We start from the raw sequence: 21,798 nt of genomic DNA on the forward strand, positions 1-21,798 counted from the left end.
TCAGTCAGAGAGCGCGGCCACCGCCGCGTGCAGGTCGAGCAGGCCGGGGACCGCCTCTGGCGGGTGGCCGCCGAGGCCGCACGCGGCGGCCACCCCGAACGCGCTGACGACCGTCCGCGCCGCCTCGATGCGGTGTCGCGCGCCGTCCAGGCCGTCCTCGGCGTGGATGAGCCCGAGGTAGAGCTCCGTGCCGATGGGCAGCCACAGGTCGTGCAGCGGGGCGTAGTAGGCGGGGTCGGTCCGGCCGGCCGGGACGGGCAGGTGGATCCAGCCGACCCGCCGTACGAGCCGGTCGGTCAGCGCGTTGGCGACCGCCACGAGGCGCCCGGCGTCGCGCGGCTCGGCAAAAAGGCCGTGGTCGGGGTCGCTGTAGCACAGGTGGTAGCCGACCTCGGCGTCGGCGGGCACGGCCTCGAAGAGGCGGCTCAACCGGTTGAGTACGCCGTCCTCGACGTCGGGGAACCAACTCGGCACGACGCCCTCCAGCATGCCGAACTCGACCGAGGTGTCCCACTGGACGGAGAGCCGGTCGTGCGGGACGACGTCGGCGATCAGGCGCAGCTCACGCAGCACGGCCGCCTCGTACGCCGGTTCCACCGCGGCCTGCGCGCACGGGTCGACGTACAGCGCGACGGGCGCGACGGGCGTCGGAAGGCACACCTGGAAGCGGAGGTCCGGCAGCACGCCCTCGGCCCGCAGGCGCTGGAAGACCTGCCACGACGTCCTGGCCGCCGCCGCGTGGCCGAGTTCGCCGAAGCGCAGGTCGCCGGGCCCGCCGCTCAACCGGTACCGCGCCGGGCCGCCGTGTCCGTGTCCGTGTCCGTGCTCGTCCGCGACCAGGCCGGGGGTGCGGTCGAACAGCGCTCTGTGCCAGGACGTCCAGTCGGCCCGCCCGTCGGTCTCTCCGTCCGGGATCCGCCGCAGGTTGTCACCGAGCCGGGCGGAGACGGTACGGAAGACCTGCTCGGCGTCGTGCAGGGGGACGCTGCCGACCAGGTGAACAGCATGGATGGACACCCTGCACAGATTAGGGGACGCAGAGTAATCTCCCGGTATCGGACACATGTCCCTTCACCTGTGCGCGGCGTTGAGCGGATCGCACCCAAAGATCCGGCCAAAGCCGCAGGTGACACCGTATTTCCTCACGCGGTCACGGCCGCGCGCTCCCTAGCATCGAAGCACCCCCCGGAGCCCCGGATCGGAGCACGGAAAGGGAGCACCGTGGGACACGACGATCAGTGCGTCAGCCGGCGAGGGCTGATCACCGGCATGAGCTCGATCGGACTCGGCGGGCTGCTTGCCGGGTGCGCGAGCGCGGAGGGCACGACGACGGCCCCCACCACGACACCCGTCCCGACCCCGACGGGCTCCCCCACCGCCACGGTCGCGCCGGTTGCGGACCTGGACGCGCTGTTCGCCGAGGCCCGCACCTGCAAGCTGACGGCGGCCGCCACGCAGGGCCCCTTCTACTTCGAGGCCGGCCGGGTCCGCAGCGACATCCGCGAGGGCAAGCCGGGCGTGCCGCTACGGGTGGCGATCAAGGTGCAGGACGCGGCGACCTGCCGGCCGCTGCGCGACGCCGTGGTGGAGATCTGGCACTGCGACGCGGCAGGGCTGTACTCCGGCGCCGAGGCCGCGTCCGCCGCTTCGGCCCTGAGCGCCGCGTTCGCGCCGGACGAGAACGGCCGGTTCACCGACATGAAGCCCCTGGACCGCACGCGCTACCTGCGGGGCACCCAGGTGACGAACGCGGACGGCGTCGTCGAGTTCGCCACCGTCTGGCCGGGCTGGTACCACGGGCGCACGGTCCACATCCACGCCATGGTGCACGCCGCCGGGCGACGGGTGCTCACCACGCAGCTGATGTTCGACGAGGAGCTCAGCAAACGGGTCCTCGCCATGCCGCCGTACGCCGCGCATGGCCTGCCCGACACGGGCAACGCCGCCGACGAGGACTTCGACGAGAGCATGCTCATGAACGTCGTCCCCGACGGCGACGGCTACGTGGGCGCCATCATCCTGTCCGCCGATCCCGTTTGACCGTCCTCCACGGGTCGCCACCCGGACAGGACGGGCGGCTCACGCCGCGGAACTCCCCTCGTCGGCGGCCCGCCCGGCGGCGTCCACCATGTCCTGCACGTCGTTCCTGCGGTCCAGCGCCAGCTTGGCGATCCTGAACCGGGCGCAGCGCGCCTCCAGCTCGCGTTCGTCCTCGACGACCCATCGTTCGATCATGGGCACCAGGGTGATCTCCCGGCGGCCCCCGGCAGGCACGACTTGGCCGAGACTTTTCACGTCAGCAACTCGACCGTGCCCCGCTCGCCGTCCACCCTGACCAGATCGCCGTCGCGTAAGCGGGTGGTGGCGTTGCGGGTGCCGACCACGGCGGGGATGCCGAGTTCCCGCGCGACGATCGAGGCGTGCGACAGCGGCGCGCCCATGTCGGTCACCACGGCGGCGGCCCTCGGGAACATCGGGGTCCAGCCGACGTTCGTCAGCGTCGTCACGAGGATCTCGCCCGGCTTGAGCCGGTCGCCGTCCTCCGGCCCGGAGAGCACCCTGGCGATGCCCTCGACCACGCCGGGCGCTCCGGGGAAGCCGGTCACGGTGTCGCTCACCGGCGCGCTGCCGCCGCGCGCGTCGTAGAGGTCGGAGCGCCGCTCGGGGTCGGCCGCCCAGCGCACGGGGTCGAAGGGCCCGACAATCAGCGGCGGGTACGGCGGCAGCGAGGCGTACTGCTCGTACGTGGCCCGCCGCGTGGGAACCTTGCCCAGCACGTCCTCGTCGCCTCGCAGCAACGCGAGCAGTTCGTCGAGGTGGAGGTGGAAGACGTCGTCGCCGCGCCCGGTCAGCTCGCCCGCCCGCACGACGAACGCCCGCAGCACCCAGAACGCCCGGACGACCTCCGAGCGCGCTTGCTCCCGGTCGCGCACGACCGCGTTCCACCGCCGGGCCCGGGCGCGCATCCTGGCCTCCTTGCCGGGATACCGCCGGGCGAAGCGGGCCCACGCCTCCTCCCTGGCCCGGCGCTGGCGTTCGAGCAGCGCATCGGTACCGGCCGTGACGTCGGCCAGGCCCGCCAGCTGGGCGTCGATCCAGGCCGGGTCCTCGCCGGGACGCGGGATCGACACCTCGAACTCGTGCGGGCCGCGGTGCCCGTACGCGCGGGCGAACTCGTCCCTGGTGATCTCCCCGCGGGCCAGCCGGGTCAGCCCCATGACAGGGCCCAGGCTGGCCAGCTCGCCGTCGGCGTTGACACCGGTCAGCATGGCCTCGGCGTCGACGTCGCCCACCATCCGGCGCAGCCGGTCCCGGGTGAAGACCAGGGTGGACCCGCCCTGGCGCCCCGCCGCCTCCAGCATGCGGCTCGCGGTGACCAGGTGCGGCAGCGCCTCCCGCTCCGCGAGCAGGGCGAGGTCGTGGCCGGAGCCGGTCGCGGCGATGCGCTCGCGCAGGTCCTCGGACGTGCGCCGCGCCGTGGCGAGGAAGGCGGGCAGGCCCTTGACGGTGCGGCGCACGCGGAGCTGGACCCGCACGGCCAGGGGGGCCACCCGCTTGATGATCTCCCAGCGCGAGAGGTTCACCAGCGGCACGTCGAAGCCGGGCGGCAGCGTGCCGAAGACCTGCTCGACGGCGCTGATCCGGCTCCGCATGCCGGCCGCCACGGCGATGGAGTGCACGGCGCTGAGGTTCATGTAGAAGCGGCCGCCGATGTTGCCGACCAGGTCGACGCCGGGCAGCGCCGAGGAGGGCATCGCCTCGCCGATGAAGATGCGCACGAACGACCACGTGATCGGTGTCATCACGTCGGGGATGGCCTCGCCGAGGTTGCCGCCGGTCCACAGGTAGCCGCCTTCGAGGCTGTCGTTCCACTCCTCGACCTGCTGCTTCAGGCCGGTGATCGGCCGGGCCTGCAGGATCGCGAACGCGCCGTCGCGGCGGGCCCACTCGACGTCCATCGGGACGCCGTACAGGTCCTGGACACGTGCGCCGATGCGGGCCAGCTCGACCGGCTCGGCGTCGTCGAGCACCGGGGCGCCGCGCAGGGCACCGGGGACGGGGCGCTCCTCCGTACCGTCCGGGGTGCGAACGGTCATGACCGTCTTGTCGCCGATGCGCGACTCCACGACCGTCCCCCCGGACACGGCGACCGTGTCGGGGGTCACCTGGCCGCCGACGACGGCCTCGCCGAGCCCCCACGACGCGTTGATCACGGTCCTGTCGCGGGCGCCCGTGACGGGGTCGGCGGTGAACATGACGCCGGCCGCGTCCGCGTCCACCAGCTCCTGGACGACCACGGCCAGAGCCACGTCATCGTGCGGGACGCCGTTCCGCTCGCGGTAGGCGATCGCGCGGGCGTTCCACAGCGAGGCCCAACACCGCCGGACCGCGTCGAGCAGCCCGTCGCCCCTGACGTTGAGGTACGTGTCCTGCTGCCCGGCGAACGACATGCCGGGCAGGTCCTCGGCCGTGGCGGAGGACCGCACCGCCACGGACACGTCCTCGCCCAGCTCGGCGTAGGCCGCCAGGATGTCGGCGGCTAACTCGCGGGGCACCTCGTGCGCGGCGAACAGTGCCGGGATCACCTCGGGATCGCCGGAGGCGGCCGCGCGCAGGACCTCGGCGCGGAACCCCGCCACGAACGTCCGGTAGGCGTGGGTCGTGACGTGGAACCCGCGGGGCACGGGCAGCCCGGCCCTGGCCAGTCGCGCGAGGGAGGCGCCCTTGCCGCCGGCGGTCGCGAGGTCGGCCGCGGCGTCGTCCAGCGGGAGAACGGTTTTCATGACGAAGCCTCCTTTGAGCACAGGGAGACGGCCAGCCTGTCGCGGGCGACGTCCTCCGCTGCGTCGAGAAAGTCGAGGGTGGCGCGCGCGACGGCGTCGGCGGCGGCCGGTGGGAGCGTGCGGCCGGTGCCGAGCGTGCGCTCGACGGTGTCGGCCACCAGCTCCGCGAGCCGGTCGTCGGAGGGCTTGAGCTCCTCGGGCAGGCCGTCCGGCAGAATGAGCAGTCCGTTGAGGATCGCGCTGAGGACCACAAGGTGGTCTCCGGGGTCCTCTCGCATCGCGCCGTGCTTGACCAGCTCGGTCACGTAAGAGGCGAACACCGAGCCGACCGGCGGTGTGCCCCTTGCGCGCCGCTTCTGTCGGGCCAGCTTGCCGAGCACCTCCGAGTCGCCGGACAGCACCGCCTGGAGCAGCGGGCGGCGCAGCAGCGCCCTGGCGTAGCCGCCGAACAGCTCGCCAGGCGTGGCCGGCTCCTGCTCGCGGACCTCGGCCAGCATGAGGACCCGCTCGCGGCGCAGCAGCGCGGCGAAGATGTCGTCGCGGGTCTTCCAGTGCAGGTAGATCGTGCCCTTGGCGACGCCGGCGCGCTTGGCGATGTCGTCGATCGTGGTCTTGTCGTAGCCCCACCGCAGGACGAGCTCGCTCACGGCGTCGAGGATGCGGTGCGCCCGCTCGATCTGGCGAACGGGATCAAGCGGCGGTCGCCCTGTCACCATGCCTCCATTGTTTGACCGGATGACTTCATCCGGTCATTGAATAGTACGCCGCCATCCACCGAGCGCTCACGCGGGGGTCCGTGGACCCCCGCCAAGGCGGACGTGGGGTCAGGTGAGTTTGGTCAGCAGGGTCGTGGCCTCGGTCGCGTAGGGTGCGTGGCCGGTCGCCGCCGCTCGTCGCAGCAGGTACCGGGCCGGTTCCAGGTCGCCGCGCTCGTACCGGATCTCGCCCAGGCGGCAGGCGGCCTCGGCCACCAGGTCGCCCTGTTCGGTGAGTCCGAGCGTCAGCTCGTAGTAGCGCAGCGCGCCGTCGCGGTCGCCCAGGTGGTAGCAGAGCCCGCCGAGGTGCGCCGCCGCCGACCCCGCCTGCTCGCCGCCCGCGTCGATGACGCGCTGGTACCAGGTGAGCGCCTCGGGGAAGTCGTGGTCGCGCTCGGCCAGCGCGCCCAGGTGCATCGCGCCCTCGTGCCCGCCGCCCTCCTCCACGGCCCTCAGGTACCAGGCGCGCGCCCGGTCGGCGTCCTCGTCGCGGTACGTACGCCCCAGCGCGATCATCGCCCGTACGGCGAGGTCGCCGTCGGGCCCGTCCACCAGCCCCAGGTACACCCGCCGGGCCTCCTCCACCCGCCCGCCGCCCAGCAGGTCCCCGGCACGGTCGAACGCTCCCTCCCCGCTGACGGCCGCCTCGGGCACGATCACGGCGACGGGCGCGCCGGGGGTGACCGGCTGGGCGACGGGTGTCGTGGGGACGACGGGCTGAATGATGGGCGCGACAGGGATCACGGGCGGGGCGGGGATCACGGGCTGGGCGGCGAGTGCGCCCGTGGCCACGAAGCGCACGTCGGCGTCCTCGTGGTCGCTCAGCCGCGCGTAGACGGCGCGCGCCTGCGCCGCCTCGCCCAGTTCCTCCAGGCGTTCGGCGGCCCTCAGCTCGGTGAACGGGTCCGTACCGGCCAGTTCGTAATAGCGCCGTACGGCGGCCGGGTCCGCGCACATGTCGCCCAGCTCGACGGCGAGCCCGGCGACACCCGCCCGCAGGTGTGTGCCCAGCAGATCAAGCACGTCCAGGGCCAGCCCGTGGTCGCCGCGCAGGCACGCCTCGCGGGCGAGTGCGTCGAGGTCGTCCAGCGCGGTACCGCCGACGCCTGCCCCGGCCGCCGCGGCGAACGCCCGCGCCGCGCCGTGCAGGTCGCCCTCCTCACGCAGCCAGCCGCCGAGCAGCACCCCGCCCCCGGCCACCGCTGCGGGGTCGTCCGACTCGACGGCCAGGCGTATCTCGCGGTCGGCCCCGGCGTGGTCGCCGAGTTCCCGCAGCACGCGGGCGAGCTCGACGCGCAGCCCCGGCGTGGCGTCCGGGAAGCCGACCGCGACACCGCTGCGGAACAGGCGGGCCGCCTCCTCCAGGTCGCCGCTCGCCCGTCGGGCCGCGCCCCACGTCCGGTAGCCGGTCGCCGTCGTCTCGGGGTCACCGCCCGCCACGGCACGCTCCGCCTCGGCCACCACGGCGTCGAGGTCGCCCTGGACGAGCAGGTGGACGAGGAGCCGACGCCGGCATGCCAGGTCACCGCCCGCCGCGGCCTCGCCCAGCACCCGCCGTGCCCCGGCCACGTCACCGCGCTCCTCCAACAGCCCGGCGAGCAGCGCGGCAGGCGACCAGGTCCGCGCCCGGTCGCCGGGCGCGAGCGGTGCGACGGACTGCTCGGCGGGCGGCTCCGTCCGCGACGGGGCGACCGGGGCGACCGGGGCGAGCAGCGTCAGCGTGTGGGCGGTGGCGGGTGCGTCGCCCGCGCGGTGCCAGGCGTACGCGCACTCCAGCGCGAACGCGGTCGCCGTCGCGTCACCGGCGGGGAACGCCTGTGCCGCGCCCGCGAAGTCCCGGTCGAGCAGCAGCGCGCCGAACGCGGCCACCGCCCCTGAGTCGCGCGCGCACGCGGCCCGCGCGCCCTCGAGGTCGTCGAGCCTGACCAGGGCCAGCGCCAGCGCACCGAGCGCGGGCTCCCCCTCGGCGGCCAGCCGCTCGTACATCGGGCAGGCGGCCGCCAGGTCGCCCTCGCGCTCGTACCTGGCCGCCAGCTCGGTGGCCGCGGCGACGCGCAGCCCGCGGCTGCCCGCTTCGAGCGCCGGTCCGTACGCCTCGCGCGCCTCGCCGGTCGCGACGAGCCCGCCCAGCAGATACGCCACCCACGGCGCCAGCGCGGGATGCCCGCCCTGCCCGGCCCGGCGCAGCAGCGCGGAAGCCTCGCCCGGCGCGTCCTTGCAGGCCACCGCCGCGTACGACAGCGCCAGCGGGTCGCCGTCGTCCGCCGCCGCCCGCAGCATCGCCGCCGCGCCCGGCAGGTCGTACCCGCTGGAGGCCAGGACGTGCCCGCAGACGGCGGCGCCGATCGCGGAGACGGCCGGGTCGGGGTGCCGCGCGACCGCGCGGTGCCGGGCGAGCCACTCCTCGCGCCCCAGCCGGCGGCGGTCGAGCAGCGCGCCCAGCACGGGGTGCGGCTGCTCGCCCGACAGGCGCAGCAGGTGCAGCAGGAAGGCCGCCTGGAAGCCCTGCGCCACGTCGTCGCCCTCGGCCACGTACGTCAGCAGCTCCTCGGCCTGCTCCCGGTCGCCCGCGCCGATCTCCAGCTCGGCCAGCGCCAGCATGGCGCGCGGCGCCTGGACGGGCGCGCCGGCGTCGGCGGCCCGGCGCAGTAACCGCCGCGCGCCGTCGAGGTCGCCTGACCTGAACCGCTCGAGCCCCGCGTCGACGTCCGGGAGCGCGGGCCCCTCGGCGGGCGCGTCGGGCGGCGGGCGCAGGGCGTCGTGCCCCAGCAGCAGCGCGCCGAGGAACGCGGCGTCGCGGGCGGGGTGGCGGGCGGCGGTCCTGGCCAGCTCGGCGATCTCGTCGCGGGCGTCCGGCGCCCGTTCCAGCAGCGTGGCCAGCAGGGCGACGCAGGCGGGCGCCCAGGTGCCGTCCGCCGCTTCCAGCACGGCCCGCACGGACGCCAGCGCCGCGGCCGCCTCGCCGGTCTCGGCCTGCATCCGCGCCAGGACGGCACGGGCGCGTACGCCGTGCTCGGCGTGGCCGCTCGCGACCACCCGGTGCAGCAGCGACCGCGCCTCGCCCTCGCCGCCGAGCCGCGCGGTCACCTCGGCCAGCTCGACGATGGCGGGCAGCCGGACACCTGGCCGCGGGTCCTCGGCGGCCACGCGGTAGGCGGCGGCCGCCTCGCCGTCCTCGCCGAGCTCCGCCAGCACCGCGCCGAGCAGCCCGTACGCCTCGGCCCGGTGGCCTTCGTCGCCGGCGGCGACGGCGTGCTCCAGCACCTCGCGGGCGGCGGCGAACCGGCCGGCGTCCGCGTACATCCGGTGCAGCCGGAACGACGCCAGCGCCACCACCTCGGGGTCGCCGCACGTCAGCAGCGCCAGGAAGTCGTCCTCGTCCTCGGCGGCGGCGTACCGGTCGTGGGCGGGGACCCGCTCGTCGGGGAAGTCGGGCAGCTCCAGCCGCGCGGACAGCTCCACCACCGCCGGGCTGTCGCACCTGCGGGCCCGCTCCAGCGCCTCGCGCGCGGCCCGCGCGTCGCCCAGCTGGGAGCAGACCAGCACCAGCGCCGTGTCGGCCAGCGCGGCCACCTCGAAGTCGGCCCCGTCAGAGGCGATCGACAGCACGCGGTGCGCGGCGGGCCACTCCTTGGCGTGGATGAACATCATCCCCATGGCCATGGCCGAACGCTGCCCGAACACCGGGTCTCCCGACTGGACCACCGAGCGGTGCGCCGCCTCGGCCCCGTCCAGGTCGCCCTGCTCGTGCAGCAGGCCCGCCAGCAGGTGGGACGCCTCCGGATCGCCCGTGGCCGCGATCTCCCGGAACAGCGCGGCGGCCGTGTCGAGATCACCCGCTCTCCAGTGGTCCATGGCCGCGTCGAGCTGCTCTGACGCCATACGTCACCCCAATGCCGTCCAATAATGTGAAAAAGCTACATATGTGAGAGCCGCGTCACAGCGCATTCCGAGATCTCCCCATCCTGGTCCGGTACGGGCGGCGAGCGCCGTAGCGTAGAGGCCATGTCCAAGGCGTTCTGGATCGACCAGGAGTTCGACAGGGATCGTGACGGGCGCTACGCCGTGCACGTGCGCAAGAACCTCGACGAGTTCGAGTGGGGCGACATCGCGCCCGTGCGGTTCGCCTGCACGGCCTGGCGGCTCGCCACGCCGCCGTCGCTCGACCCCGGCCTCGTCCGGTGGGACCGCCGCGTGCTCGAGGCCACCTGCCACCGCAACACCTGGGACGGCACCCTCTACGCCCGCGTCCGGATCGTCTCGCCGCTGCCCGAGGAACTACGGCGCTCGCGCACCTGGTGGCGCGACCGCGGCTGGCAGGGCTGGCAGGAGACCTTCGGCCAGTACGTCGAGCCCACCCAGCAGGATCTCGCGCGCAGCCCGTTCCTGCGCGCGACGCTGCTGGTCGAGGCCCCGCTGCCGCTCGACGACCTGCCGCCCGAGCCGGAGGGCCCGCACGAGGAGGTCGAGCAGAGCGCCCACCGGGCGGTGACGGTGCTGGCCCGCGAGCTCAACGCGCTCGTGACCCCAGTGCTCGACCAGCTCGGCTGATCCATCCGGGTGATCGGGCAGCATGCCGGTAACGGCAGCGGGTAGCAGCCTGCCATGAGACTGCGGCTCATGGTGCTGGCGTCGGCACTCCTCGTCACCGGCTGCGCCGTCGACACCACCGCTCCCGCGCGGACGGCGGTGCGCTTCCACACCGCCGTCTCGGCGGGGCAGATGGAGAACGCGTGCGCGATGCTCTCCGCCGAGACCGCAGAGAGGCTGCCCGGCCCCGGCCAGAGCTGCGCCGAGGCCCTGCGCGCCCTGCGCCTCCGCCCCGGCGGCGACGTCACCGAGGTGTCCGTCTGGGGCGGTGACGCGCAGGTGCGACTGACCGGCGACACGCTCTTCCTGCACCGCTTCGGCGACGTCTGGCGGGTCAGGGCCGCGGGCTGCGAGTCGGTGCGCGACCTGCCGTACGACTGCGAGGTGGAGGACTGATGCGGGTGATGTTCACGCTGACGTTGCTGCTGATCGCGGCCGGACTGATCTGGGCCTTCGTGCTGGGGTGGTCGAGGCTGTGAGGTGGCTCAAGGAGAACTCGCTGTCGCTGACGTTCCTGATCCTGTTCCTGGCGTGCGTGGGGGGACAGGCGGTGGCGGGCTGGCACGACTTCAACGACCAGCAGCTGGCGCAGCACCTGGACCGGATCTCCTTCCTCGACTACGTGACGTCCGCCCCGTACGCGGTCGACGTGGCCGAGAACTGGCAGTCGGAGTACCTGCAGTTCTTCCTCTTCATCATGCTCACCGTCTGGCTGCTGCAGAAGGGCTCGCCGGAGTCGAAGGAGATGGACGCCGCCGGAGCCGAGTCCGACGAACGCCAGCAGATCGGACGCTACGCCGACGAGAACTCCCCCAGCTGGGCCCGGGCCACGGGCATCCGGCTGTGGCTGCTGAGCAACTCGCTCGGGATCGTGATGGGGACGATCTTCGTGCTGTCGTGGCTGGCGCAGTCGGTCGGCGGGCAGGTGGCCTACAATTCCGAGCGGCTCGTCGACCTGCTCGACCCGGTCCCCTGGGGCTCGTACGTGACCTCGGCGGAATTCTGGAATCGCAGCCTGCAGAACTGGCAGTCGGAGATGCTGGCCGTGCTGTCCATGGTGGTGCTGTCGATCTACCTGCGACAGCGGGGCTCGCCGGAGTCGAAGCCGGTCGGCGCGGCGCACTCCTCGACCGGGGTCGAGGGCTGACCGGAACGACACCCGGGGAGGTGGCGTGAGGTCGCGGTCCGACCGGAGAAGTCCTTACGGGCCGACGGGCTGCGGGCGGCCGGTGACCACGGCGACGATGCGGGTGCCCGCGGGGAAAGCACCCTGGCGGGCGAGATCGAGGATGCCGTACAGCATCTTCGCCACATAGACCCCTTCGACCCGATATTTCGCGATGAAGGCGTCAAGGACGGGCGTCGACTTGGCGTACCCGCCGAAGTGGTAGTCCAGGTTGACCGACCAGTTCGACCACGTCCGCCCGTACGCCTCCCGTTGCAGCCGGGCGACCTCGTCCTCCAGGAATCCGGCGCCCTTCAGCACCGCGAAGCCGAGCGCCCGTTTGCCGTCCGGCAGCCCGGCCGCGATGCCGGCCAGCGTCCCGCCCGTGCCGACCGGGCAGCAGACGACGTCGTACGGGACGGTGATCTCCCCCGGCAGCTCGGCGCAGCCGCGTACGGCGGCTGCGTTGCTCCCGCCCTCGGGCAGGATCGCGATGTCGGCCCCCCAGCGGGCGCGCAGCCGCGCCTGCACCTCCTCGGTGTGCTTGCGGCGGTAGGTGGCCCGGTCGAGGTAGGTGAGCGTCATGCCGCAGGCCGCGGCGCGGGCGAGCATGGGGTTGAGCGGCAGGTGCTCCTCGCCGCGGATGACGCCGACGGTCTCGATGCCGTGCCGCGCCCCCGCCTCCGCGACGGCCCTGATGTGGTTGGAGTACGCCCCCCCGAACGTCAGCAGCCGCCGGTGCCCCAGGTTGTACCTGAGCTTGCGCGGCTTGTTGTCGTCGTGCATCAGGAACACCCTGACCGGCCCGAGACCCGGCTCCACCAGCTCCTCCATGGCGCTAGTCTACGGACGGGTCCTTGTTGAGGAGTGTTGGTTCATGCGCGTTGTTGAAGCTTTTCGTGATGCCTACGCCGGGTCGCCGCAGACCGTCTGGCACGCTCCCGGCAGGGTGAACCTCATCGGCGAGCACACCGACTACAACGACGGCTTCGTGCTGCCGTTCGCGGTGCCGTGGGGCGTGACGGCGGCCGTCACGCCACGCACCGACGGCGTCGTCCGGGTCCTGTCGCTGCAGTCGCCCGGCGAGCCGGCCACCTTCACCAGCTACGACCAGTCGAAGGGCTGGACGCGCTACGTCGTCGGCGTCCTCGCCATGATGGGCGAGGCGGTGTCGGGCGCCGACATCGTCGTCGACGGCGACGTGCCGCAGGGCGCCGGGCTCAGTTCCAGCGCCGCCCTGGAGGTCGCCGTCGCCTCGGCGCTCAACGACGCGCTCGACCTCGGCATGACGCCGATGGAGCTCGCCCTGCTCAGCCAGAAGGCCGAGAACGACTTCGTCGGCATACCGTGCGGCATCATGGACCAGGCCGCCTCCGCGCTCGGCCAGGAGGGCCACGCGCTGTTCCTCGACTGCCGCTCGCTCGCCTCCCGCAACATCCCGCTCGACCTGGGCGCCCACGGGCTGAGCATGCTCATCATCGACACCCAGGTGCACCACGAGCTCGCCGACGGCGAGTACGCCAAGCGCCGCGCCGAGTGCGAGTCGGCCGCCCGCAAGCTCGGCGTCGCCGCGCTGCGCGACGTGACCGACCTGGCAGGGGCGCTCCAGCAGCTCCAGGGCGACGAGCGCAAGCGCGTGATGCACGTCGTCACCGAGAACCACCGCGTCGAGGCCCTCATCGGCCTGCTGCGGGCGGGCGCCGTCACCGAGATCGGCGCCCTGCTCAACGCCTCCCACCTGTCGCTGCGCGACCAGTACGAGGTGTCCTCCCCCGAGCTCGACGTCGCCGTGGAGGCGGCGGTCAGGGGCGGGGCGCGCGGCGCGCGGATGACGGGCGGCGGCTTCGGCGGCTCCGCCATCGCGCTGGTGCCGGTCGAGCGGCTCGACAGCGTCAAGGAGTCGGTGTCGCGCGCGTACGACGAGCGCGGGTTCAGCGCCCCTCGCTTCCTGCCCGCCGTCCCGGCGAAGGGCGCGCACCGCGTCGGGGTGTCCTGACCCCTACAGGGGCGGGAAGTTCGGCGGGCGTCGCTCGAGGAAGCTGGCGACGCCCTCCGCGAAGTCGGGGCGCCGGAACGACGCGGCCATCTCCTGGGTGGCCGCCTTGGCCGACGCCTCCAGCGTGACGTCCCAGTCGTGCCAGAGCTGCCGCTTGATCACCGCCATCGACGCCGGCGAGCTGTGCGCCGCCAGCTCCCTGGCGTAGGACACCGCCTGCTCCAGCAGCGACTCCCCAGGCACCGCCCGGTTGGCCAGCCCCAGCTCGTACGCCTCACGCCCGGTGAAGATCCGCCCCGACAGCAGGACGTCCATGGCGCGCTGCTGGCCCATGATCCGCGGCAGCACCCACGACAGCCCGTACTCGGCGATCAGGCCCCGGCGGGCGAAGGCCGTCGTCCACTTGGCCTCCTCCGCCGTGAGGACGAGGTCGCAGACGAGCGCGTGCACCATGCCGAGGCCGGCGCAGGCGCCGTTGACGGCGGCGATGACCGGTTTGCCGAGCGTCGTGGGAAACGTGGCGGGGCGGGGGTCGGGTTTCTCCTCGTACGAGCCCGCCTGGATGGCGGTGAGCGTCTTGAAGTCGGCACCCGCGCAGAACCCCTTGCCCGCGCCGGTCACCACCACCGCCCGCACCTCGGGGTCTGCCTCGGCCTCGGCCAGGAGGTCGAAGTAGCGCCGTCCCATCGCGTCGGTCCAGGCATTGAGGCTCTCGGGACGGTTGAAGGTCAGGGTGAGCACGCCCCGGTCGAGCGTCGAGAGCACGAGTTCCGCCATGCCTCGTACAGAATCATGTTCTAGCCCTCGAAGGCAAGGAGCGGCGGGGGCCGCGCGGCCCCCGCCGGATGCCTAGTGATGGTGGACGAACGCGGGGGTCAGCTCGCGGGTGTCGTAGTAGCGGTGGAAGACGGGCGTGACGCCGCCGGACATCGGCGGAACGATCCACGACCAGTCGGCCGGGCACACCCGTCCCGCCTTCTCCTCCTTCGCCAGATGGGCGAGGAAACGGCGCGACTCCGTGTGATGGTCGGTGATCGTGACGCCCGCCCGCTCGAACGAGTGCAGCACGGCCACGTTCAGCTCCACCAGGGCGTGGTCGCGCCACAGCGAGCGCTCGGTGGAGGTGTCCAGGCCGAGCCGTTCCGCCACCGCCCCGAGCCGGTCGTACCTGTCGGTGTCGGCGAAGTTGCGGGCGCCGATCTCGGTGCCCATGTACCACCCGTTGAAGGGCGCGCACGGGTAGCAGATGCCGCCGATCTCCAGACACATATCCGAAATAGCCGGTACGGCGTGCCAGCGCAGCCCGAGCTCCTCGAACCAGGCGTACTCGGGATGCACGATCGGCACCTCCAGCACGGCGTCACCCGGAAGGTGACACAGCAGCGGCTCGCCGAACGGCGGTTCGATGATCAACGGCAGCACGTCGAAGCGGCCGCCCTTGCCCTCCCAGCCCAGCTTCTGGGCGTACTCGGTGAGGTCGACGTTGCGCGGGTCGCCCACGACGCCGTCCTCGGTGCGGTATCCGGCGTAGCGGATCAACTGGTCGTTGCGGATGCGCGGGGCGCGCAGGGCCGGCGTGTCGGGGGCCATGATGGTGATGGTCGGACGGATCTTGCCCTTGTTCGTGGCCTCGTGCAGGTGGGCGACGCTTTCCAGGGCCACGCCCTCGGGCGCGCTCACCAGCCGCCGGTCACGGACCTTCAGCGAACGCCAGTACAACCGGCCGATGCACCGGTTGCTGTTGCGCCAGGCCACCCTGGCGCCGAACTCGAGCTCCTCGAAGGAGTGCGTGTAGGTGCCGTAGCGGGCCACGTCCCTGGCGATGTCGCGCAGGCGAGCGTGCAGACCCCCTACGGAGGGGTTCTCGGCGTGGTAGAGCCTGATGAAGCGCTCCGCCTCGCGGAGGTCGATGGAGCGTGCGGCCACCGGGCGGGCGGCGGGCACGTCGAAGGGACGCAGGGACCTGATCCAGGTAGGCACGCGGCAATCAGCACTCTCCGTCATCGGATCGCCCCGCCGATTCCGGGTCGGCGACACGTCCTTGCTGGTGGCGCCCTCTCCTCGCCCCCATCACGACACTCCCGCGGCACCGGCCCCGAGGAACCGGCGCCCTCATCTTCACCCGCCTCACGCCTCCTTGTCCCAGAAATGCAGAAATCATGTGATGAACGAATCACATAGGGTGAAATACCAGCCCGCGCCACCCTCTGCCGTGCGTAGGGGCTCGGCGTAGCGGGCCGGACGGGGCGGGCGTATCCGGCTCTCGGGGGAAATCGGGTCGCGTCGCGGCGGGCGGCGGTTCTAACCTGGCCGCCGTGGCTACTCAGGTGATTGTGCTCAACGGCGGCTCCAGCGCGGGAAAGACGTCGATCGTCCGGCATCTCCAGGAGGTCCTGCCCGAGCCGTGGCTCGCGTTCGGGGTCGACTCGTTCGTCGACGCACTGCCCCTGTCCATGCAGGAGTCGGACGCCGGGATCGCGTTCGCCCCCGACGGCGGCATCACGGTGGGCCCCGTGTTCCGGACGCTGGAGGCGGCCTGGATGAAGGGCCTGACCGCGACGGTCCGCGCCGGGGCTCCGGTGATCATCGACGACGTCTTCCTCGGCGGGGCGGCGTCCCAGCAGCGGTGGCAGCGGGCCCTCGACGGACTGGACGTCCTGTGGGTGGGCGTCACGTGCGACCCGGCGACCGCCGCCGGCCGTGAGAAGGCCCGGGGCGACCGGGTCGTCGGCATGGCCGAGTCACAGGCGAAGATCGTCCACGAAGGCGTGCGCTACGACCTGGTGGTGGACACCACGCACACCGAGTCCCTGACGTGCGCCCGCACCGTCGCCGACCGTGTCCGCCGCTAGCCCGCGATGAATTCGGTTGCCTGGAGCACGGACGGCACGAGAGCCTGCACCGCGTGAACATGCACGAAGACCAGCTGCACATCTCGGTCGCGACGGTTCAGGCGCTCGTCGAGGAGCAGTTCCCGCAGTGGCGCGACCTGCCCGTCAGCGGTGTGACCTCATGCGGCACGGTCAACGCGCTGTTCCGCCTCGGCGACCGGCTCTGCGCCCGCTTCCCGCTCCAGCCGGGCTGGACGAGGGACGCGCTCGAGGCCGAGGCGGCCGCCGCCCGCGAGCTGGCGGGCCGCACCCGGTTCCCCACCCCCGAGCCGGTCGCGATCGGCGAGCCAGGAGCGGGTTATCCGCTGCCGTGGGCGGTCCAGACCTGGCTTCCCGGCGTCGTGGCCACCGACGACGACCCGGGATGGTCCGAGGCGTTCGCCGTCGACCTGGCCGCCCTCATCACCGACCTGCGCGCCGTGGACACGCGGGGCCGTACGTTCCCCGGCCGGGGGCGCGGCGGCGACCTGCGCGACCACGATGCGTGGATGGAGACCTGCTTCCGGCACAGCGAGCACCTGCTGGACGTCCCGCGCCTGCGCGCGATGTGGGCCCGCCTGCGCGAGCTGCCGCCCACCGGTCCCGACGTCATGAACCACGGCGACCTCATCCCCGGCAACGTCCTCGTCTCCGGCGGACGGCTGGCCGGGGTGCTCGACGTCGGCGGCTTCGGCCCGGCCGACCCGGCACTCGACCTCGTGAGCGCCTGGCACCTGCTGGAGGAGGGGCCGCGCGAGGTGCTCCGCAAGGAGCTCGACTGCGGCGAGGTGGAGTGGGAACGCGGCAAGGCGTGGGCGTTCCAGCAGGCCATGGGCCTCGTCTGGTACTACGACACCACCAACCCGGCCATGGCCCGCATGGGCCGCCGCACCCTGCAACGCCTGGCGCTCGCCTGACCGCCCTGTCAAGCATCAAGTGAGACCCGGCAGGTCCCTTACCCGGCATTGAGCCGACGCCGCCGGCTGGTGCGCGTAACCCGATGCTCGCTGTGCTCGGCCATGTGCAGAACCCATGGCGCCCGGAGCCGGACCAACGGGTCGTTGGCGAAGAGCAGCCTCCGCGGCTCCGCAGACGCAACAACAGAATGCCACCTGAGGCGGAGTGCGCATCCATCAGATCCAGGGGCCGTGTTGAAGTGCCTGATCGGCCTGCGGCGGAACCGGAACAGCCGTCTGCGATGATGCTCCGCTATGGAACGATACGGGCGGTTTCGCCGCGAGGCGATTGAGCGGGGCATTCCGGCGGATCAGATTGACAGATTCGCCGAGCAGCTGCGATTCGCGATCTGGTTAGGTGGCGGTGACCGCGGCGAGGATGTCGTCGGGCAGAGCGGCGGGCTGCCCCGGCTACCTGCCGGCACGGAGTGGCCGTCCGAGCAAGGGATTCCGTTGCCGTTCGTCGCATCCCTCGACTGCGCGGCCCTACCGAGGGTCGAGAAGCTTCCCCTGCCGGTGGACGGCTCGCTGCTCTTCTTCCTGGATCCCGAGAAAGCCTTCGACGCGTGCAGTCGCGGCTACGACGCGTTCGCGCGGGTCCTGTACGTCCCCGCAGGCACGGAGACAGCGGTCCGGCAGCTGCCGTCCGACGGTGAGGTCCCTTACCCCGAGTACAGGCTTCATGCCGAGGTCGTGCCGCAGCTGCCCCCCGGGCTCGAGCCCGACGACGAGGACATGAACGACCGCCTCATGTTCGCGTCGGACACCGTGAAGCAGCTGGTCGGTGAGCTGACGCATACCGAAGAACTCATCGCACTGGTCCAGGATCTCTGGCCGACGGAGACGGGCCTGTCATCCCTGTACGTCGGTGGATACACGAAAAGAATCGGAGGCTCGTACGCTCCGGAGGAGCAGATGGCGCGTGCCGGCCTCCGGGCCCGGCTGGAGACCGAGCCTGACCTTCCGCGCCCCGAGAGGATCCGCTGGCGCCGCGAAGAGGAATCCCGGCTGATTCGGGAATGGGTGCCGCTCGCCCAGTTCCCCACCGAACACTTCTGTCATTTCGGACGCTTTTTGATCAGATTCGACGACCTGGCCGCCGGCCGCTTCGACAGGATGCGCTCATTCCCCGCGTTCACCGAGTAACCGGCAGGCGTCCTCGAAGCGCGCGGCACTGTATTCACTGTCGCGGGCAGTGCATCCCGCCGCAGGTGACGGCGGCCCTCTGCAGCGAGGCGACGGTCGGCGCCCCGATGCTCGGACATGGCGTAACCGAGCAGCCGGCGGAGAAAAGATCCTCCGCCGTGGCCAGGTGGAGCCCTCGCCCCGCGCGGTGAGCCGGCCCTCGCCGGTGACGATCTCGGTGACGTCGCCGCACCACGACACGTCCGGCGCGACCGCGGTGATACCCGACCTTCTCCTTGGGTCAGGTCTCCACGCCATGGTGTCCCCCCCCGACCCGATCGGCGCGAAGGACCGGGACGGACGGCGGAACGGGCGGACATCTTGCGCGATCCCATGCGTGCGCTGCGTGGTGGGCCCGCGAGTGATCAGGCGGGCATCGGAAGCCGCTGGAAGGTCCGGGAGCTTCGGCACCCCTTCGTCTCGATCTTGAGTGACGGGGACGCCTCAGCGGAACGGATCGCTGATCTCGTCGGGCACCCGACCCAGACCGTCCATCGACACCAGATCAGGCCCGTGATCGTCCGTGGAGCGGAGACCACGGACGCCGTCTTCGGCAGTGACCGAACCCGACAGCGGCTCCCCGGGTGACTCCCGGAACGACTCAGGCCCCTGTTCCTTGATCCAGGAAAGGGGCCCGAGCCGTGTGTTCTCAGTTCTGACGAAGCTCCCGCGATTGGACTCGAACCAATAACCTGCCGGTTAACAGCCGGCTGCTCTGCCATTGAGCTACGCGGGACCGCTCGTTTGCGCACTTCGGCGGGCCCTTTCGGGCCCCTCCGTGGCGCGCAGGAATAGATTAGCGCACTCTTGGAGTGCGTGTCGCATCGTGAGCGGGGTAGGCCCGGAAACAGCGGAGGTGCAACATGCGTTATCGGATGACATTCGCCGTTGGCCTGGCTGTCGGGTACGTGTTGGGCAGCAGGGCGGGGCGGGAACGCTACGAGCAGATCAAGCGAGTGGCGCAGCGCGTGGCCGACAATCCCCGGATGCAGGAGATGGCCGGGGTGATGGGGGCACAGGCGTCGAAGTACGCGGGGATGGTCCGGTCGAGGATGGGCGACACGCTGCAGCAGCGCATGCCGTTCCTCGGAGGTCATGATCACGACACCGGCACCGGGTGGCCCGACGAGGAGGTCGCCGAGACCAGGACCCGCGAGAGCGGTATCCCCTACTGACGCACGAGGGCATGGGGCCGGTCGCCGGCCCCATGCCCTCGGCACACCGCCCGGCCCTTCGGCACACCGCCGCATCCACGTCCCACCGCAGGCCTCAGGACCCGCACACTTCGGCGCGTCCTTCGAGGTCGGCTGGGTGAGGCGGCTTCCTCACCGCAAGATCCGGACGGGCAGGCTGTGGCACGTGCTCGCCGGAGGCCCGTGCGGGCCTGCGGCGTGAGTCTCAAGGGTCAGACGCCCATGCTGCGGCGTACGCCTTCCAGGACCTGTTCGGCCTGAGCGCGGAGGCCGGGGTCGTCGGGGTCGAGGCCGTCGTCGAAGACGAACGTCCAGCCGGCCACCTCGCCGCCGGGCGGGCGCCTGGCCACGAGCCGCACCCCACCCCTGCCGGGCAGGCTCACGTGCTTGTTCACCACGATCGTCGAGTTCACCCGCTCGCGTACGGTCTCCGGCAGCATGCGCGGCTCGGCGATCCGTTCGGCGTGCCACAGGCCGTCGACGGTGAGCACGCGCACGCCGTCCTCGTCCCAGGACGCCTTGTCGATCGTCTCGTACGGCACGCGTGTCCCGTCCGAGAGGTGGAGGGCCAGGTTGGTGGCCACCACGTGGCCGTCCTTCGAGGCGGCGAACGTCAGGACCCGCTCCCCGCGCTCCAGCTGCAGGGATCGGCGCGCCTCACCGGGCAGGCGGTGGAAAAAACTCATTCCACCACGGTATCCGCGAGCAGATCGAGGGTGAGAGCCGCACTCCAGGAGAAGTCGCGGCAGCCGCGCCCGCTGCCGTCGAAGGGGTCGAAGCACTCGCGGAACCCGGCCTGCCGGACGAGGCGCAGGGTGCCGTTGGTGAGCTGGCGGCCCAGCTGGTCGAGGGAGTGGACGGCGGCGGCCCGGCGCAACAGCCAGTTGGTGTTCACCCATGAGGGGCCGCGCCAGTAGCGGGTGCGGTCGAACTGGGTGGCGCGGATCTCGCAGCTCGGGACGGGGTAGCCGGTCGCCCCCATGAACCTGGCCGACTCCAGCACGTCCAGGGCGGCGTGCAGGTGGTCGGATGAGATGCCGGGGTCGAGCAGCGGCCCGAACGAGCCGACGGTGCACACCCTGATCAGCCGGTCGGCGCGCAGGTCCCTGGCGTAGAAGCAGTCGTCCCACAGGCGGTCGAGGAGCGCCCGCCTGATGCGCTCGGCCCGTTCGGCGTGCGGCGCGGGGTCGGCGCCGGCCAGCGGGGCGAGGTCGGCGAGCGCCTGGCAGGAGGCCAGCCAGATCCCGTTGAACAACGGGTCCTCGATCGCGAACGGATGCTCGTCGCGCAGGTACGCGGGGCTGTACCCGGCGTCCCGGTAGCGCATGGCGAGCCAGACGTAGCGGTCGTGGTCGCTGTCGGGGCGGCCGCCGGCCGGGTCGGCACCTGGCCGGCCGTACCCGGTGGCGGGGAGCGCGGCGAGGGGGTCGTCCCAGGCGGGGCTGTCGTCCATGCCGGACTCCCACGGGTGGACGATCGCGGCCAGCCCCGCGCCGCCGAGGTCGCGCGTGGCGGCGAGCCAGTCGTGCTGGGCGCTCAGCGCAGGAAAGGCCCGCCGGACGAACGCCGCGTCGCCGGTGTGCCGGTACAGCCACCAGAGGGCGAGGCCGTGCAGCGGTGGCGCGGTGAGCCCTGAGGTGAGCACCTTCGGCGCGGACTCGTGCTCCTGCGAGCGCCACACCGCTGGGCCGGGATAGTAGGCCTCGCTGGTGTGGAAGACGATGTGCGGCAGCATCCCGGTCGCCCACTGCCCGCGCAGCAGGCTGAGCAGTTCGGCGCGGGCGCGGTCGGGATGGTGGCGGGCCAGGCCCATGACGACGAACGCGGAGTCCCAGCCCCACTGGTGCGGGTAGAGACCTGGCGCGGGCACGGTGCCGCAGCCCGTCCAGTTGGCCTCGAGCACGGCCATCGCCTCTCGCCCGAGTGCGGCGTCGTCGACCGCGGGCCGAGCCTCCATCACCCAACTATGACCGGCGATGCCCTCGGACGCTATGTCCTCTTGGCGCACTTCGCCACGAGGACGACGCCGAGCGTCACGAGACCGGCGATGAGGGTCCACTTGAGCAGCGTGAACAGGAGGCCCACGAGAGGCCCGAGGAGGAAGAGCGCGGCCACGACGGCCGCGACGATCAGAAGAATGCGTCCCATGACTCGAACGTTATGAGATCTTTTAAGCGGATTGCAGGCGGTCCAGGGTTGAATCAGGGACGAACCAGGGCTATCCCTACCGAAGGAACCGACGAGCCGTACCGCCCGTTGATCCGGTGAGGCAGGGGGGCCGCCTCCACGGGAGCGTGATGATCC

General features: G+C 72.3%; 20 protein-coding genes and 1 tRNA gene. 9 read left to right on the forward strand and 12 right to left on the reverse strand.

Features of this window, described 5'->3' with window-relative positions; genetic code table 11:
- A complete protein-coding gene (locus BLR04_RS01905) occupies positions 1-1,017 on the reverse strand; it encodes a hypothetical protein (RefSeq protein ID WP_218128689.1) in 1,017 nt (338 codons plus the stop codon).
- Positions 1,018-1,221: 204 nt separating this feature from the next.
- Between BLR04_RS01905 and BLR04_RS01910 the strand changes: the two genes are divergently transcribed.
- Positions 1,222-2,040, forward strand: a complete 819-nt coding sequence (locus BLR04_RS01910) for a dioxygenase family protein (RefSeq protein ID WP_090758859.1) — start codon at positions 1,222-1,224, stop codon at positions 2,038-2,040.
- Positions 2,041-2,079: 39 nt separating this feature from the next.
- On the opposite strand, the gene BLR04_RS40410 is transcribed toward BLR04_RS01910, so the two are convergent.
- The 4 genes from BLR04_RS40410 to BLR04_RS01930 form a co-directional block, all read right to left on the reverse strand.
- Positions 2,080-2,235 (reverse strand): hypothetical protein, encoded by a 156-nt coding sequence (locus BLR04_RS40410; protein ID WP_176902888.1) that lies wholly within the window; start codon positions 2,233-2,235, stop codon positions 2,080-2,082.
- Positions 2,236-2,291: 56 nt separating this feature from the next.
- A complete protein-coding gene (locus BLR04_RS01920; RefSeq protein ID WP_090758863.1) occupies positions 2,292-4,784 on the reverse strand; it encodes a PEP/pyruvate-binding domain-containing protein in 2,493 nt (830 codons plus the stop codon).
- The gene (locus tag BLR04_RS01925; RefSeq protein ID WP_090758865.1) at positions 4,781-5,500 is read right to left on the reverse strand and encodes a TetR/AcrR family transcriptional regulator; all 720 of its coding nucleotides are present in this window, start codon (positions 5,498-5,500) and stop codon (positions 4,781-4,783) included. The genes BLR04_RS01920 and BLR04_RS01925 overlap by 4 nt, the downstream gene beginning before the upstream one ends.
- A 108-nt stretch (positions 5,501-5,608) precedes the next feature.
- Entirely contained in the window at positions 5,609-9,421 is a 3,813-nt protein-coding gene (locus tag BLR04_RS01930; protein ID WP_090758866.1) for a tetratricopeptide repeat protein, read from the reverse strand.
- 123 nt (positions 9,422-9,544) lie between these two features.
- Here BLR04_RS01930 and BLR04_RS01935 point away from each other — a divergent pair, with 123 nt between their 5' ends.
- The 3 genes from BLR04_RS01935 (at position 9,545) to BLR04_RS01945 (ending at position 11,276) form a co-directional block, all read left to right on the forward strand.
- Positions 9,545-10,090, forward strand: coding sequence for a hypothetical protein (locus BLR04_RS01935; RefSeq protein ID WP_090758868.1), 546 nt, complete (start codon positions 9,545-9,547; stop codon positions 10,088-10,090).
- A 54-nt stretch (positions 10,091-10,144) separates the two neighbouring features.
- Positions 10,145-10,525, forward strand: coding sequence for a hypothetical protein (locus BLR04_RS01940; protein WP_143021927.1), 381 nt, complete (start codon positions 10,145-10,147; stop codon positions 10,523-10,525).
- A gap of 79 nt (positions 10,526-10,604) precedes the next feature.
- The gene (locus BLR04_RS01945; RefSeq protein ID WP_090758872.1) at positions 10,605-11,276 is read left to right on the forward strand and encodes a DUF6766 family protein; all 672 of its coding nucleotides are present in this window, start codon (positions 10,605-10,607) and stop codon (positions 11,274-11,276) included.
- A 54-nt stretch (positions 11,277-11,330) separates the two neighbouring features.
- Here BLR04_RS01945 and BLR04_RS01950 read toward each other — a convergent pair whose 3' ends face one another.
- A complete protein-coding gene (locus tag BLR04_RS01950; protein ID WP_090758874.1) occupies positions 11,331-12,128 on the reverse strand; it encodes a 1-aminocyclopropane-1-carboxylate deaminase/D-cysteine desulfhydrase in 798 nt (265 codons plus the stop codon).
- A 43-nt stretch (positions 12,129-12,171) separates the two neighbouring features.
- On the opposite strand from BLR04_RS01950, the gene galK reads away from it, so the two are divergent.
- The gene (galK, locus tag BLR04_RS01955) at positions 12,172-13,290 is read left to right on the forward strand and encodes a galactokinase (protein ID WP_090758876.1); all 1,119 of its coding nucleotides are present in this window, start codon (positions 12,172-12,174) and stop codon (positions 13,288-13,290) included.
- 3 nt (positions 13,291-13,293) lie between these two features.
- Here galK and BLR04_RS01960 read toward each other — a convergent pair whose 3' ends face one another.
- Both BLR04_RS01960 and BLR04_RS01965 read right to left on the reverse strand, forming a co-directional pair.
- Complete coding sequence (locus BLR04_RS01960; protein WP_090758878.1) at positions 13,294-14,067, reverse strand: enoyl-CoA hydratase-related protein; 774 nt, start codon at positions 14,065-14,067, stop codon at positions 13,294-13,296.
- Between the two features lie 72 nt (positions 14,068-14,139).
- On the reverse strand, positions 14,140-15,270 hold the full coding sequence (locus BLR04_RS01965; RefSeq protein ID WP_245739965.1) for a nitric oxide synthase oxygenase: 1,131 nt from the start codon (positions 15,268-15,270) through the stop codon (positions 14,140-14,142).
- Between the two features lie 335 nt (positions 15,271-15,605).
- Between BLR04_RS01965 and cpt the strand changes: the two genes are divergently transcribed.
- From cpt to BLR04_RS01980, 3 genes are all read left to right on the forward strand, one after another.
- On the forward strand, positions 15,606-16,142 hold the full coding sequence (gene cpt / locus BLR04_RS01970) for a chloramphenicol phosphotransferase CPT (RefSeq protein WP_090758882.1): 537 nt from the start codon (positions 15,606-15,608) through the stop codon (positions 16,140-16,142).
- Between the two features lie 59 nt (positions 16,143-16,201).
- Positions 16,202-17,077: an aminoglycoside phosphotransferase family protein gene (locus BLR04_RS01975; protein ID WP_090759516.1), complete on the forward strand. Its 876-nt coding sequence runs from the start codon at positions 16,202-16,204 to the stop codon at positions 17,075-17,077.
- A gap of 294 nt (positions 17,078-17,371) precedes the next feature.
- Positions 17,372-18,262: a DUF1963 domain-containing protein gene (locus BLR04_RS01980; RefSeq protein ID WP_090758884.1), complete on the forward strand. Its 891-nt coding sequence runs from the start codon at positions 17,372-17,374 to the stop codon at positions 18,260-18,262.
- A gap of 703 nt (positions 18,263-18,965) precedes the next feature.
- On the opposite strand, the gene BLR04_RS01990 is transcribed toward BLR04_RS01980, so the two are convergent.
- Positions 18,966-19,037: transfer RNA gene (locus tag BLR04_RS01990), tRNA-Asn, on the reverse strand.
- A gap of 139 nt (positions 19,038-19,176) precedes the next feature.
- On the opposite strand from BLR04_RS01990, the gene BLR04_RS01995 reads away from it, so the two are divergent.
- A complete protein-coding gene (locus BLR04_RS01995; protein ID WP_425413420.1) occupies positions 19,177-19,476 on the forward strand; it encodes a YtxH domain-containing protein in 300 nt (99 codons plus the stop codon).
- 230 nt (positions 19,477-19,706) lie between these two features.
- Here the strand turns inward: BLR04_RS01995 and BLR04_RS02000 are convergent, their stop codons facing one another.
- From BLR04_RS02000 to BLR04_RS40415, 3 genes are read right to left on the reverse strand one after another with little or no spacing between them, the layout of a single operon-like run.
- Positions 19,707-20,180, reverse strand: coding sequence for a hypothetical protein (locus BLR04_RS02000; protein ID WP_090758891.1), 474 nt, complete (start codon positions 20,178-20,180; stop codon positions 19,707-19,709).
- Entirely contained in the window at positions 20,177-21,451 is a 1,275-nt protein-coding gene (locus tag BLR04_RS02005; RefSeq protein ID WP_176902889.1) for an amylo-alpha-1,6-glucosidase, read from the reverse strand. Before BLR04_RS02005 ends, BLR04_RS02000 begins: the two co-directional genes overlap by 4 nt.
- 32 nt (positions 21,452-21,483) lie before the next feature.
- Complete coding sequence (locus tag BLR04_RS40415; protein WP_176902890.1) at positions 21,484-21,642, reverse strand: hypothetical protein; 159 nt, start codon at positions 21,640-21,642, stop codon at positions 21,484-21,486.
- Positions 21,643-21,798: the final 156 nt, after the last annotated feature.

This window comes from Nonomuraea maritima (assembly GCF_900100395.1).
Classification (GTDB): Bacteria; Actinomycetota; Actinomycetes; order Streptosporangiales; family Streptosporangiaceae; genus Nonomuraea; species Nonomuraea maritima.